The organism is Microbacterium sp. 1S1 (assembly GCF_008271365.1).
In the GTDB taxonomy this organism is placed as follows: domain Bacteria; phylum Actinomycetota; class Actinomycetes; order Actinomycetales; family Microbacteriaceae; genus Microbacterium.
This window is the reverse complement of sequence record NZ_CP043430.1, coordinates 89,590-102,791: the sequence shown is the minus strand read 5'-3', so window position 1 is coordinate 102,791 and position 13,202 is coordinate 89,590. Positions and strand designations below refer to the sequence as shown.

The 13,202-nt window shown below is 69.9% G+C and carries 12 protein-coding genes; 9 read left to right on the top strand and 3 right to left on the bottom strand.

The features are described 5' to 3' along the window. Positions 1-61: 61 nt before the first annotated feature. Positions 62-1,003 carry a metallophosphoesterase gene (locus FY549_RS00535; protein WP_149083362.1) on the bottom strand — a complete coding sequence of 314 codons (942 nt, stop codon included), beginning with the start codon at positions 1,001-1,003 and terminating at the stop codon, positions 62-64. After that, complete coding sequence (locus FY549_RS00530) at positions 994-3,555, bottom strand: transglycosylase domain-containing protein (protein WP_200839003.1); 2,562 nt, start codon at positions 3,553-3,555, stop codon at positions 994-996. Before FY549_RS00530 ends, FY549_RS00535 begins: the two co-directional genes overlap by 10 nt. Positions 3,556-3,644: 89 nt before the next feature. Here FY549_RS00530 and FY549_RS00525 point away from each other — a divergent pair, with 89 nt between their 5' ends. Both FY549_RS00525 and FY549_RS00520 read left to right on the top strand, forming a co-directional pair. After that, on the top strand, positions 3,645-3,869 hold the full coding sequence (locus FY549_RS00525) for a hypothetical protein (RefSeq protein WP_149083361.1): 225 nt from the start codon (positions 3,645-3,647) through the stop codon (positions 3,867-3,869). Continuing rightward, the gene (locus FY549_RS00520; RefSeq protein WP_149083360.1) at positions 3,866-4,324 is read left to right on the top strand and encodes a RidA family protein; all 459 of its coding nucleotides are present in this window, start codon (positions 3,866-3,868) and stop codon (positions 4,322-4,324) included. The genes FY549_RS00525 and FY549_RS00520 overlap by 4 nt, the downstream gene beginning before the upstream one ends. Positions 4,325-4,420: 96 nt before the next feature. Here FY549_RS00520 and acs read toward each other — a convergent pair whose 3' ends face one another. After that, entirely contained in the window at positions 4,421-6,388 is a 1,968-nt protein-coding gene (gene acs / locus FY549_RS00515) for an acetate--CoA ligase (RefSeq protein ID WP_149083359.1), read from the bottom strand. 396 nt (positions 6,389-6,784) lie between these two features. On the opposite strand from acs, the gene FY549_RS00510 reads away from it, so the two are divergent. The 7 genes from FY549_RS00510 to tmk all read left to right on the top strand — a co-directional run bounded on the left by FY549_RS00510 (position 6,785) and on the right by tmk (position 13,188). Next, entirely contained in the window at positions 6,785-7,792 is a 1,008-nt protein-coding gene (locus FY549_RS00510; protein ID WP_149083358.1) for a TadA family conjugal transfer-associated ATPase, read from the top strand. Beyond that, complete coding sequence (locus FY549_RS00505; protein WP_149083357.1) at positions 7,786-8,676, top strand: type II secretion system F family protein; 891 nt, start codon at positions 7,786-7,788, stop codon at positions 8,674-8,676. The genes FY549_RS00510 and FY549_RS00505 overlap by 7 nt, the downstream gene beginning before the upstream one ends. A 35-nt stretch (positions 8,677-8,711) precedes the next feature. Next, on the top strand, positions 8,712-8,912 hold the full coding sequence (locus FY549_RS00500; RefSeq protein ID WP_149083356.1) for a DUF4244 domain-containing protein: 201 nt from the start codon (positions 8,712-8,714) through the stop codon (positions 8,910-8,912). A gap of 86 nt (positions 8,913-8,998) precedes the next feature. Beyond that, the gene (locus FY549_RS00495) at positions 8,999-9,292 is read left to right on the top strand and encodes a TadE family type IV pilus minor pilin (RefSeq protein WP_259614194.1); all 294 of its coding nucleotides are present in this window, start codon (positions 8,999-9,001) and stop codon (positions 9,290-9,292) included. After that, positions 9,292-9,621, top strand: a complete 330-nt coding sequence (locus FY549_RS00490; RefSeq protein WP_149083354.1) for an Rv3654c family TadE-like protein — start codon at positions 9,292-9,294, stop codon at positions 9,619-9,621. The genes FY549_RS00495 and FY549_RS00490 overlap by 1 nt, the downstream gene beginning before the upstream one ends. Positions 9,622-9,700: 79 nt before the next feature. Further along, complete coding sequence (gene topA, locus FY549_RS00485; RefSeq protein ID WP_149083353.1) at positions 9,701-12,562, top strand: type I DNA topoisomerase; 2,862 nt, start codon at positions 9,701-9,703, stop codon at positions 12,560-12,562. Continuing rightward, positions 12,559-13,188, top strand: a complete 630-nt coding sequence (gene tmk / locus FY549_RS00480) for a dTMP kinase (protein WP_149083352.1) — start codon at positions 12,559-12,561, stop codon at positions 13,186-13,188. Before topA ends, tmk begins: the two co-directional genes overlap by 4 nt. The last annotated feature ends 14 nt before the right edge of the window (positions 13,189-13,202 follow it).

Genomic DNA, 13,202 nt, shown 5'->3' with positions numbered 1-13,202 from the left:
AGCGAAATGTCCCTAGCACCGAATCGAGCGCTCGCACCGCGTGGCGCGGGCTGCGCCGCGGTCAGACGCGCGGCGTCAGCGTGAGCAGTGTCGCCTCCGGGCGGCACGCGAAACGCACGGGGGCGTAGATCGAGTGTCCGCAGCCGGCGCTGACGTTGAGGGGCGCCGAGCGGCCGCCGTGCGTCCAGGTGCTGAGCCCCTTGGCCTGCTTCAGGGGGATGTCGCAGTTGGCGACGATCGCACCGAACCAGGGGAGGCAGACCTGCCCACCGTGCGTGTGTCCGCCGAGGATGGCGTCCGCGCCCAGGTCGACGAAGCCGTTGAGCACTCGCTGATACGGCGCGTGGGTGACGCCGAGCAACGGCGTCGTCTCGGCGCGCGGTCCGAGGGCGTCGAGGGCGGCGGGCAGGACGTCGAGGCGCTCCCAGTCGCGGTGCGCATCGTCCACCCCGAACAGGTCCACCGCGGCGCCGCGCACCGTGAGTCGCGTGGCCGCGTTGTTGAGGTCTGCCCACCCGAGCTCGTCCGTGAAGTAGCGGTCCATGGCGGCCGTGTCGAGCAGCGTGGGCTCGCGATGCTTCTGTGAGGGACCGGCGAAGTAGCGAAGCGGATTCCGCGGCGAGGGGCCGTTCACGTCGTTCGAGCCGTGCACGAACACACCGGGGATGCCGGCGAACGGGGCGAAGGCTCGGCGGATGCCCTGGAGGCCGTCCTCGTGCCCGAGGTTGTCGCCGGTGTTGACGATGAGGTCCGGCTTCAGGTCGGCGAGGGATGCGAGCCAGTCCTGCTTCCGATGCTGCCAGGGCGCCATATGGGCGTCGGAGAGGTGCAGGATGCGCAGGGGAGCAGCCCCCGCCGGAAGGGCCTCGGCAGACACCTCCCGCACGGTGAAGAGGTAGCGCTCGATACCGATGCCCCAGACCGCGGCAGCCGCACCGACGGCCCCCACCGCGCCGAGCGCGATGAGGGCCGGGTGCGCCGCGCGGGACGCGCCTACTTGCACGACACTCGGATCGGTGTGGCCTTGGTGGCCGCGGAGTTCGCAGCGGGCGTCGTCGCGGTTACGGTCGCCCCTTCTGCGTTGCAGGAACCTTCGCGTTCGACCGTGGTGAAGCCCGCCGCGATGAGCGCCGCGTTGGCGTCGGTCGGGCTCTGTCCCGTCACGTCGGGGACCGTCGCGCCATTGCCGTTGCTGGGCGAGATCGTGATTGTTGCTCCGGCGGTCGCCTGACCGGACGGACTCTGCTCGACGACGATGTTCGTCGCCTTGTCGCTGTCCACGGGGGCACCGACGGCGACGCCGAAGCCGGCGCGCTTGAGCGTCGCGGTCGCCTCGTCGACGGTCTGCCCGACCACGTCGGGCACGTCGACACGGATCTGCCGGATGAGGTTGCCGTCCGGCTCCGGGAATCGGTCCCCGCCGTACGCCTGGTTCGCGGCGTGCTGTGCGGCTCGTGCGAGCGGGTACCGCAGGTTGTTGAGGGTGTCGCTCCCCGCCCAGACGTTGAACACGTTGTCGTGGTTTCCGTTCGAGCGACCGGCCCAGACCGCGGTCGCGACCTTGGTGCTGGACTCGATCATCATGGTCGACCAGCGATCGTGGGTTCCGGTCTTGCCGATCAGCGGGGTGCCGTCGAACGGGTTGGCTCGCGCGCCCGTGCCTCCGTTGGCCATCACGCCCTGCAGCGCATAGGCCGCGGTCGCCGCGACCTCTTTGGACAGGACGCCTTCGGTGCAGGAGGCCTTGGGAAGCGGGCGCTCCTTGCCCTCGGCATCGATCACCTTGTCGATGGCTCGTGGCGTGCAGTACGTGCCGCCGCTCGCGACCGTCGCATAGGCATTGGCCATGGCGAGGGGGGAGATGTTCTTCGGACCGAGGACGTCGTAGGGGACGTTCTCCTCCGTGACCTTGTCACCGCTGGCCAGCGTGACGCCCATCTTGTCGGCGACCTTGTTGATGTCGCAGACGTCGAGCTTGGAGGCCATGGCGAAGTAGCCGCTGTTGAGCGACTGCGCGGTGAACGTCATCGGGGTTCCGCCGAACCCGCGCCCTCCCCCGAAGTTGCCGATCTCCGCGGTGTTCGTCGGCTGCGGGCTGCCGCACACCGGGATCTGCAGGTTGGTCTGCACGGTGCCGTTCAGGTTCTCCCGCACGGAGTGGCCCTTCTCGAGCCAGTCGATGAGGGTGAAGAGCTTGTAGGTCGAGCCGACCTGGAAGCCCCCGGAGTTGCCGTACTTCTGGTCGCCCGCGAACACGAGCGACGAGTACGCCTGGTCCGTCGTGGGAGTCTCCGCGAACTTCGTGTTCTGGGTGATCGAGAGGATCCGGCCGGTGCCGACCTCGATCGAGACGCCGGCGGCGCCGAAGTACTTGTTGTCGAAGTTCGCGGGGACGACGTTGGCCATCTCCTCGGCCGCCGGGTCCTGCACGCGGAAGTCGAGCGTCGTGTAGATCTTGAGGCCGCCGCGGCGGAGCAGATCGCGGCGCTCCTGGCGGTCCGCTCCGAACGCCTCGTCGTTCTCGACGATCGACTTCACGTACTGGCAGAAGTAGGCGTTGCGGCCGGCAGCCGCGCACCCCTGCGTCGGGACCGTGATGTCGGGCTCGATCGCCGCGGCCTTCGCCTCGTCGTGCTGCGCCTGCGTGATCTTGCCGTCCTTGAGCATGCGGCCGAGCACGTAGTCGCGGCGGTCCTTGGTGTCCTTGTAGCCGTCATCGGCGGAGTTGTGGCCCACGCCGTCGTCGGTCGTGTAGGTGCCGCCGGGCTTGTCGATGCGGTACGTGTTCGGGTTCTGCACGATACCGGCGAGCGTCGCCGCCTGCCCGACGGTGAGCTTGCTCGCGGTGGTGGAGAAGTAGTACCGCGCGGCGGCCTCGATGCCGTAGACCGTGCCACCGAAGTTCGCGATGTTCAGGTAGCCGAGGAGGATGTCGTTCTTCGAGTAGTCCTTCTCGATCTGGATGGCGTAGCGCATCTCCTGGAGCTTGCGCTCGATGCCGTCCACCCCGGTGGCGTTCGTCGCATCCTTCCAGCACTGCTCCAGGTCGTCCGCGTAGGTCTCGGAGGCCGTGTTGACGTTCTGCTCGCACTGCTGGATGCGCACGTTCTTCACGAACTGCTGGCTGATGGTCGAGGCGCCACGGCTCGACGTCCCCCGCACGTTGTCAACGAGGGCCTTCACGGTCGCGCCGAGGTTCACGCCGCCATGGGTGTAGAAGCTCTTGTCCTCACTGGAGAGGATCGCGTCGTAGAGGACGGGGGCGACCTGCTCGTAGGTCACCGGGACGCGGTTCTGCTCGTAGAAGGAGGCCAGCACGACCGGCTTGCCCTCGGGGTTCGTCGCGTAGATCGTCGACTGCTCCATGGGGGTGTCGACCTTGAGCACCTCGGGCAGTTCATCGAAGATGGTCAGCGCCGTGGAGCCGGCGACGCCGGTCATCGCGAGGACGGGGGTGACGCTGGCGGTGACCAGCAGACCGGCGATGGCGCTCAGTCCGACGAGCCCGACGAGACCGCCGAGCACGCCCTTCACCGTGCGGTTCTTTTGGGGCATACGCTTGATCGTAGGGGAGTTCCCTGAATACCGGCTTTGACGAGCGCGGCCCGGTCTGCCCTGGACGCGCCCTGATCGACAGGAGTGCCATGACCACGTGGGAGTACCTCACCACGCCGTTGCTGATCCACAACACCGCGGCCATCCTCAACAACTGGGGAAAGCAGGGCTGGGAGCTCGTCCAGGTGGTGCAGGGGCCCGAGGGCGGGCTGGTCGCCTACTTCAAGCGCCCCGTCACGACGGAAGGTTCGTCCAACGCCGGTCTCGCGGCCGCCGCCGAGGCCGCCCGCCAGTTCGAGGGAGGCCAGGCATGAGCGTCGCCGCCCGTCTCACCGAGCTCGGCATCGAGCTGCCCGCCGTCGCCGCCCCGGTCGCCGCCTACGTCCCCGCCGTCGTGCACGGCGGGCTCGTCTACACGTCGGGTCAGCTCCCGTTCGTCGACGGCGCTCTGCCCGCGACCGGCAAGGTCGGTGCGGAGGTCTCCGCCGAAGACGCGAAGGGGTACGCCCGCACCTGCGCCCTGAACGCGCTTGCCGCTGCCGCCGACGTCGCGGGCGGTGTCGATCGTCTCGCCGGCGTCGTCCGGGTCGGCGGGTTCGTCGGCTCCGCGGAGGGCTTCACCGGCCAGCCGGGCGTCGTCAACGGCGCGAGCGAGGTCCTCGGGGAGATCTTCGGCGAAGAGGGCCGGCACGCGCGCGCGGCCGTCGGGGTCGCCGAGCTCCCGCTCGGCAGCCCCGTCGAGGTCGAGGTCACCTTCCGCCTCGCGTAGGTCCGCCCGGGTCGCCGAGACCCCGCACAATCACCGAGACCCCCTGCTGCAGGCATCCGCAGCAGGGGGTCTCGGCGTGAACCCGGGGTCTTCTCGTTATTTGACCTGGGCGGAGATGATGCTCATCACCGCGGTGTCCGCGAGCGTCGTGGTGTCGCCCACCTCACGGCCCTCCGCGACGTCCCGCAGCAGACGCCGCATGATCTTGCCGGAGCGCGTCTTCGGCAGCTCGCCGACGATGTACACGTCACGGGGACGCGCGATCGCGCCGATCTGCTCGCCCACCCAGAGCCTGAGCTGCTGGGCGAGTCCGGCCGGGTCGTGGGCGGAGAGGTAGCTCTCCTTGATGATGACGAAGGCCACGACGGCCTGACCGGTGGTCTCATCCGAGGCGCCGACGACCGCAGCCTCCGCGGTGGCCTCGTGCGCGACCAGCGAGGACTCGATCTCCGCGGTCGACAGCCGGTGGCCGGAGACATTCATGACGTCGTCGACCCGGCCGAGCAGCCACAGGTCGCCGTCCTCGTCGAGGCGGGCACCGTCGCCCGCGAAGTAGTAGCCCTGCTTCTCGAACTTCTCCCAGTAGGTCTCGCGGAACCGCTCCGGGTCTCCCCAGATGCCGCGGAGCATGCTCGGCCACGGCTCGGTGATCACCAGGAGGCCGCCGTTGCCGTTGCCGACCTCGACTCCCTGCTCGTCCACCACGTCGATCGAGATCCCGGGCAGCGGCACCTGCGCCGACCCGGGCTTCGTGGCGGTGATGCCGGGGAGTGCCGACACCATGATCGCGCCGGTCTCGGTCTGCCACCAGGTGTCGACGATCGGGGTCTTGCCGGCGCCGATGACCTCGCGGTACCACATCCAGGCCTCGGGGTTGATGGGCTCGCCCACCGAGCCGAGGACCCTCAGCGACGAGAGGTCGAACTTCTGCGGGACGCTGCGACCGATCTTCATGAAGGAGCGGATCGCGGTCGGGGCCGTGTAGAAGATCGACACCTTGTACTTCTCAATGAGCTCCCACCAGCGACCGGGGTGCGGGGCGTCCGGCGTGCCCTCGTACAGCACCTGGGTGGCCCCGTTCGCCAGGGGGCCGTAGGTGACGTAGCTGTGGCCGGTGATCCAGCCGATGTCGGCGGTGCACCAGTACACGTCCGTCTCCGGCTTCAGGTCGAAGACGTTCTTGTGCGAGTACGCGGCCTGCGTGAGGTAGCCGCCGGACGTGTGCAGGATGCCTTTCGGCTTCCCGGTCGTTCCGGAGGTGTAGAGGATGAAGAGCGGGTTCTCGGCCGGGAAGGCCTGTGCGGTGTGCTCGGCGGAGGCCGCAGGGACGACGTCGTGCCACCAGAGGTCCCGCCCCTCGATCCACTCCACTTCGTTCTCGCCCCGCTTGACCACGAGCACGTGCTCGACCGTCTGCTGCTCGCCGTCGCCACGGTCGGCCAGGGCCTGGTCGACCGCCGGTTTCAGAGCGGAGACCCGACCCTTGCGGTAGCCGCCGTCCGCTGTGATGACGAGTTTGGCGCCCGCGTCGTCGATCCGGGAGCGCAGGCTGTCCGCACTGAAGCCGCCGAACACGACGGAGTGGATGGCGCCGACGCGTGCGACGGCGAGCATGGCGGCGATGGCCTCGGGAATCATCGGCAGGTAGATCGCGACGCGGTCGCCCTGGCCGATTCCGAGGCCTTCGAGCACGTTGGCGACGCGCTTGACCTCGTCGGTCAGCTCGGCGTAGGTGATCCGGCGGCTGTCGCCGGGCTCGCCCTCCCAGTAGAGCGCGACGCGATCGCCGTTGCCGGCCTCGACGTGCCGGTCGAGGCAGTTGTACGCCACGTTGAGCTCGCCGTCGTCGAACCACTTGGCGAAGGGCGGGTTGCTCCAGTCGAGAACGTTCGAGAACGGCTTGTGCCAGTGCACCAGCTCACGGGATTGGTCGGCCCAGAACCCCTCGCGGTCGGCGGCGGCCCGCTCGTAGAGTTCCCGGGAAGCGACGGATTGGGCGGCGAACTCCTCCGACGGCGCGAATCGCCGGGTCTCGTCGAGAAGATGATCGATCTGACTGCTCATCGGCAGGCGCTCCTTTGCGGCGTTCGGGTCGTTCAGGCATGGGCGCAGGGGGAGTGCGACCAGGTCAGGGTGAATCTATCCTCGGCCCAGACCGCCGAATACTGCCGAAAGTCGGTAGTGACACGGGTTTTGTCAGGACGGTCGCCTTGCGTACACTCGACGGCAGCCGAGATCTCATTCCGGCCCTGGCGAGCCCGATTCCCCCGGATCGAGAGCCGCCGTGGGCGGCATCTCATTCCCCCCGTGAGATGCCGCCCTTTCTCGTGGGAGCGCTCCCTTCGCCTTCGCGCCAGCCTCGTCCTGCACCGGTCTCAGGGGGTCGGTGTTGTGCACAGCCGCCGGCAGGACGCCGGGACCCCCGGCCGCTGAGCATCGAGACGTCCCTACTGTCCCGGTATGACCGATCGATTCGTCATCCAGCCCCGCCTGTCCGGGCCCTCCGGCGAGGCGCCTGCCTCCCCGCAGGCGGCGCTCAGAGCGGAACCGGCGTTCGCGCCCCTCGCAGCCTTCGTCGACGAGGCGGTCACCGATGTGTTCCTGAACGGTGCGGACGCCCTGTTCGTCGACCGGGGGAACGGCGCGGAGCACATCGCGGCGTGGCGGGGCACGGAGCGCGAGGTCCGCGACCTCGCGGTCGCTCTCGTGGCGCTCGGTGGTCGTCACCTCGACGACCAGACGCCCTGCGTCGACGTGCGGCTCGGCTCTGGCGTGCGCGTGCATGCGGTGCTCGGCCCCGTGGCTGCGCAGGGGACGGCTCTCTCGATCAGGATCCCCCGTGTGCACGCGGCCGATCTCGACGGGCTCGCCGCGCGCGGTGCGTTCGACGCTCGCCAGCAACGGTGGCTCAGGGGGCTGGTGCACTCCCGCGCCAACGTCCTCCTCACGGGAGGCACGGGCAGCGGCAAGACGACGATGCTGTCGGCTCTACTGTCCGCCGTTCCGCACGACGAGCGCATCGTCACGATCGAGGACGTCGCCGAGCTGCGGCCCCGCCATCCGCACCACGTGGCGTTGGAGGCGCGTCAGCCGAACCTCGAAGGGGCAGGCGGAATCGATCTCGCCCGGTTGGTCCGGGAGTCGCTACGGATGAGACCGGACCGCCTCGTGGTCGGCGAGTGCCGCGGTGAAGAGGTCCGCGAACTGCTCGCCGCCCTCAACACCGGGCACGACGGAGGGGCCGGCACCCTGCACGCCAGCGGCCTGTCGGACGTTCCGGCGCGGTTGGAGGCGCTGGGCGCCCTGGCAGGCATGGACGCTGTCGCCCTCGCGCGCCAGGCCGTGAGCGCGTTCACCGTCGTGCTGCATCTCGAGAGGACCACGGACGGCATACGCCGTATCCGCAGCGCGGGACGCTTCCTCATCGCGCGGGACCGCCTGGCGCTCGAGGAGGTGCGCCCGTGGTGAGGCGCTTCGGCCGTCAGGCGACGGCGCCGGAGGCGGCCGACTCCGTACAGACGCTCGCCGTGCTGCTCCAGGCGGGGGCCACCCCTCTCGTCGCCTGGCGCCACTTGGCGAGTACCGGGGACGACGTCGCAGCGGCGGTTCTCGCGCGCACGGACGACGGCATGCCGCTGGTCTCCGCGCTCGAGGCGCAGGGAGGGATGTGGGTCGAGCTCGCGGCCGCATGGGAGATCGCCACGACGGTGGGCGCCCCCCTCGCGGACGTGCTCCGCAGTGTCGCCGAGGCGCTCCGTGACGCGGCGTCGGCGGCGGACGACGTGCGGGTGGCCCTCGCCGAGCCGGCGGGCACGGCGCGGCTGCTGCTCTGGATGCCGCTCTCCGGTCTGCTGCTCGGAGTCGCGCTCGGATTCGACACGTTCGGCGTGGTGGTGCAGAACCCGCTGGGGACCGCGTGCGCGGTCGCAGGTCTGCTGCTCGTCCTCGCCGCCCGGCTCTGGACACGGCGACTGCTGCGTCGGGCGGTTGCCGATCCGCGCACCCCGGGGATGGCGGCAGAGCTCATGGCCGTGGCGCTCTCGGGTGGTGTCCCGATCGACCGCGCCCGCCGGCTCGTGGCCGAGACGCGCGTGGTCGATCCCCTGGGCGAGGAGCGGGTGCGTCAGGTGCTCGACCTGTCCCGCGCCGCCGGTGTTCCCGCCGTGGAGCTGCTGCGCGCCGCCGCGGCGCAGGACCGTCACCGAGCGAGGGTCGGCGGACGCCTCCGTGCCGCTCGGCTCTCCACTCGACTGCTGCTCCCGCTGGGCGTCTGCACGCTGCCGGCGTTCCTCCTGCTCGGCGTCGCGCCCCTCCTGCTCAGCGTGCTCGCTGCGACGCCCTTGCCGACCTGACCGACCGAGATCCCCGAGAAGAAAGAGGTACGAACATGACCGAGACCCTGCCCACCCTGGACCGCCGCCGTGCCCGCGCCCTCTTCGGCGATGACACCGGAGCTGCGACAGCGGAATACGCCATCACCACGATGGCGGCCGTCGCGTTCGCGGGTCTGCTGGTGGCGATCATGCGCTCGGACGAGGTGCGCGGGATCCTCACGGGCCTCGTCCGTCGAGCCCTGACGGTCTCATGAGCGCGCAGGGCGTTCCCCGTCTCCCGGTGGCATCGGTGCGCCGAGCAGGGTGCGACGATCGCGGGGGCGTCGCCGCGGAGCTCGCCGTGGCACTGCCCGCCGTGCTGCTCGTTCTGCTGCTCGGCGTCGGCGCTCTTGGGGCGGCATCCCGACAGGTGGCGCTCCAGGACGCCGTTGCCGACGCGGCTCGTCTCCTGGGTCGTGGTGAGGACACGGCCGCGGCGGTGCGCGTCGTGGACCGAGCCGTCCCCGGCGCCAGAGCGTCGTTCACGGAGTCCGACGGCCTCGTGTGCACGACGGCGACCGTTCGGGTCTCGGTCGGCGCCGTCATCGGGTTCCCCCTGCGGGCATCGAGCTGCGCCCTCGACGGAGGACGCTGATGGCCGGGTCGGCGCTCGCAGCCGCCCTCCTCGTCGTGAGCGGCACCCTGTCCCTCGGGCTCGCGGCTGTCGGCGGGGCAGCGGTCACCGCTCAGCGCACGGCCGGAGCGTCGGACGCCGCCGCGCTGGCCGCGGCCGACGCCGCCAGCGGAGCCGTGCCGACGGCTGAGGAGCCGTGCGCGTTGGCCGCGACGGTCGCCGCGGCCAACGGTGCAGCGCTGACGCGCTGTTCGCTGGAAGGGGATGTGGCGACCGTGTCGGTGGAGGCGGCGTACGCTGGACTCGCTGCTGTCTCCCGAGCCCGCGCTGGGCCACCCGAGGAACCATGACGGCGGCTCTACCCCTCGCCCGCTGTGAACGACCCCAGAACAGCGGTGTGTATGGTGTGCTTCGAAGAAAGGACGCCCCTTGGCTGAAGGCAAGAAGCTCGTCATCGTCGAGTCCCCGACGAAGATGCGGTCTATTCAGGGATACCTCGGCGACGGCTACGAGGTGCTCAGCTCCGTCGGCCACATCCGCGACCTCGCCGACAAGAAGGACATCCCGGCCGAGGCGAAGAAGGCCTACGGCAAGTACTCCATCGACATCGACAACGGCTTCGACCCTTACTACGTCGTCTCGGACCGCAAGACCAAGACGGTCGCCGAACTCAAGCGCGCCCTGAAGCACGCCGACGAGGTCCTGCTCGCCACTGATGAGGACCGCGAAGGGGAGGCCATCGCCTGGCATCTGCTGGAGACGTTGAAGCCCAAGGTCCCCGTCAAGCGCATGGTGTTCCACGAGATCACCAAGGACGCGATCCAGGCCGCGGTCGGCAACACCCGTGAACTCGACCACGCCCTCGTCGACGCGCAGGAGACCCGGCGCATCCTCGACCGCCTCTACGGCTGGGACGTCTCGCCCGTGCTCTGGTACAAGGTCAAGACGGGGATTTCGGCCGGCCGGGTGCAGTCCGCCGCGACCCGCCTGATCGTCGACCGCGAGCGCGAGCGGATGGCCTTCGTCTCCGCGGAGTACTGGGACGTCGACGCCGATGCCGCTGCGACCGGTACGTCCTTCCGCATCCGCCTGGTGCGCGTGGACGGGGGGCAGCTCGCCCGCGGGTCCGACTTCGACGACACCGGGAAGCTCAAGAAGGCGGTCGTCGTTCTCGACGAGGCCAAGGCGTCGGCCCTGGCCCGCGCCGTGGATGCCGCGGGTGCGGGAACCGTCACCAAGGTCGAGGCCAAGCCGGGCACCCGCAGCCCCTACGCCCCGTTCACCACCTCCACCATGCAGCAGGAGGCCGGACGCAAGCTCTCGATGAGCGCGAAGCAGGCGATGAGCGTCGCCCAGCGCCTCTACGAGAAGGGGTACATCACCTACATGCGTACCGACTCCACGGCGCTGAGCACCCAGGCGGTGCAGGCGGCGCGGAGCCAAGCCGTCGCTCTCTACGGCGACAACGCGGTGCCGCTCAAGCCGCGGGTCTACAAGTCGAAGAGCAAGAACGCCCAGGAGGCGCACGAGGCGATCCGTCCCTCCGGCGAGAACTTCCGCACCCCGTCCTCGCTGTCCGGCGAGCTCGACCGCGAGGAGCAGCGGCTGTACGACCTCATCTGGAAGCGCACGGTCGCGAGCCAGATGTCGGATGCCAAGTACGAGACGACGACCGTCACCATCGCGGTCGAGGCGGACGGCCAGACGGCCGAGTTCACCGCCTCCGGCACGGTCTACACGTTCAAGGGCTTCCTCGAGGCGTACGAAGAGGGCCGTGACGAGAAGCGCAGCGACGCCGACGCCGCCGAGAACCAGTCCCTTCCCGCTGTCGCCGTCGGCGACGAGCTGGCCGTGTCCGCCGCGGAGGCGAAGGGTCACCGCACGACGCCCAAGCCGCGCTACACCGAGGCCTCCCTGGTGAAGGTGCTCGAGGAGAAGGGCATCGGACGCCCCTCGACGTTCGCCACGATCCCGGAGACCATCCTCGACCGCGGGTATGCGGTCAAGCGCGGCCAGGCCCTCGTGCCGACGTGGCTCGCGTTCAGCGTGGTCCGGCTGCTCGAGGAGCACTTCGCCGACCTCGTCGACTACGACTTCACAGCGGCGCTGGAGGACGACCTCGACACCATCGCGCGCGGCGAGCAGAACCGCGTCGAGTGGCTGAAGTCGTTCTACTTCGGCTCCGACTCGCACGTGGGACTCCGGCAGGTCGTGGACAACCTCGGCGAGATCGACGCCCGCGCACTCAATTCGACGCGGATCACCGACACCGCGACCCTCCGCTTCGGCAAGTACGGTCCCTACCTCGAAGTCGCCGACCCGGCGGACCCGGAGGCCAAGCCCCGGATCGTCAACGTCCCAGAAGACCTCGCCCCCGACGAGCTCACGCCGGAGAAGGCGCAGGAACTCATCGACGCGCCTGTTGCCGGCGATCGGGTCCTGGGCGTGAACCCGGAGAACGGCAAGGTCGTCGTCGTCAAGGACGGACGGTTCGGTCCCTACGTGCAGGAGAACGACCCGGTGTCCGACGACGCCGCGGTGGACGAGGCCACCGGCGAGGTCGTCGAGGCGCCCAAGCCGAAGCGCGGCTCGAAGAAGGAAGCGGCGCCCAAGCCCCGCACCGCATCGCTGTTCCGCTCCATGTCCGTCGACACGATCGACCTGGACACCGCGCTGCAGCTGCTGAGCCTGCCGCGCGTGGTCGGAGTCGACCCGGAGACGGGTGACGAGATCACCGCGCAGAACGGCCGCTTCGGTCCGTATCTGAAGAAGGGGACCGACTCGCGGTCACTGGAGAGCGAGTCGCAGATCTTCGACGTCACGCTGGAACAGGCGCTGGAGATCTACCAGCAGCCCAAGTACGGCGCTCGCCGGGCGTCGAGCGCGCTCGCGGAGTTCGACGCCGACCCGGTGAGCGGCAAGCCCATCCGCGTGCGTGACGGCCGATTCGGCCCGTACGTCACCGACGGTGAGACGAACGTCACGATCCCGCGCGGGCAGACCCCGGACGACATCACGTTCGAGATCGCCGTGCAGATGCTCGCCGACAAGCGCGCCAAGGGACCGGCGCCCAAGCGGGGAGCGGCGAAGAAGGCTCCGGCGAAGAAGGCTCCGGCCAAGAAGGCGCCTGCGAAGAAGGCTCCGGCCACGAAGACGGCCTCCACCGCCAAGAAGTCCACGGCGGCGAAGACCTCGACCACATCGGCGGCACGCTCGGCCGCGGCCAAGAAGGCGGCGGCGACCAGGGCGGCGAACGCGGCGGCGAAGGCAGCCGAGAAGGCGGACTCGTGACGGCAGGCCCCGGCCTCTGGATCACGCTGGAAGGCGGGGACGGTTCCGGGAAGACCACCCAGTCGGATCTCCTGGCCACCTGGCTCGAGCAGAGCGGTCGAACGGTCGTGCGCACCAGGGAGCCCGGAGGGTCCGAGGTCGGTCAGCTCATCCGCGACATCGTGCTCCACCATCGGGGCGACATCGCCCCTCGCGCCGAGGCTCTGCTCTACGCGGCCGACCGCGCCCATCACGTGGCGACCGTCGTACGCCCCGCCCTCGCGCGCGGAGAGATCGTGTTGCAGGACCGCTACCTCGACTCCTCCGTGGCGTACCAGGGGGCCGGGCGCGTGCTCGACGCCGCGCAGATCCGGGACCTGTCCCTGTGGGCGGCGGAAGGAGCTCTGCCGGCGCTGACCGTCCTCCTCGATCTCGATCCCGCCGCGGCGCGCACCCGCCTCGACTCCGCCGACAAGCCCTTCGATCGGCTGGAGGCGGAGCAGGAGTCCTTCCACGCCCGCGTGCGGGAGGCGTACCTCGAGCTCGCCCGGGCTGAGCCCGAGCGTTTCCTGGTGCTCGACGCCGCTGAGGCGCCGGAGCGCATCGCCGACCGCATCCGCGGCCGCGTCTCCGCTCTCCTCGACTGATCCTCCCCGGCGAT

Excerpts from the sequence above, each read along its gene's own strand:
- FY549_RS00525 (WP_149083361.1), top strand. The coding sequence starts at position 3,645 with ATGACCACGTGGGAGTACCTCACCACGCCGTTGCTGATCCACAACACC.
- FY549_RS00510 (WP_149083358.1), top strand. The coding sequence starts at position 6,785 with ATGACCGATCGATTCGTCATCCAGCCCCGCCTGTCCGGGCCCTCCGGC.
- FY549_RS00490 (WP_149083354.1), top strand. The coding sequence starts at position 9,292 with ATGGCCGGGTCGGCGCTCGCAGCCGCCCTCCTCGTCGTGAGCGGCACC.
- FY549_RS00520 (WP_149083360.1), top strand. The coding sequence starts at position 3,866 with ATGAGCGTCGCCGCCCGTCTCACCGAGCTCGGCATCGAGCTGCCCGCC.
- FY549_RS00530 (WP_200839003.1), bottom strand. The coding sequence starts at position 3,555 with ATGCCCCAAAAGAACCGCACGGTGAAGGGCGTGCTCGGCGGTCTCGTC.
- FY549_RS00500 (WP_149083356.1), top strand. The coding sequence starts at position 8,712 with ATGACCGAGACCCTGCCCACCCTGGACCGCCGCCGTGCCCGCGCCCTC.
- acs (WP_149083359.1), bottom strand. The coding sequence starts at position 6,388 with ATGAGCAGTCAGATCGATCATCTTCTCGACGAGACCCGGCGATTCGCG.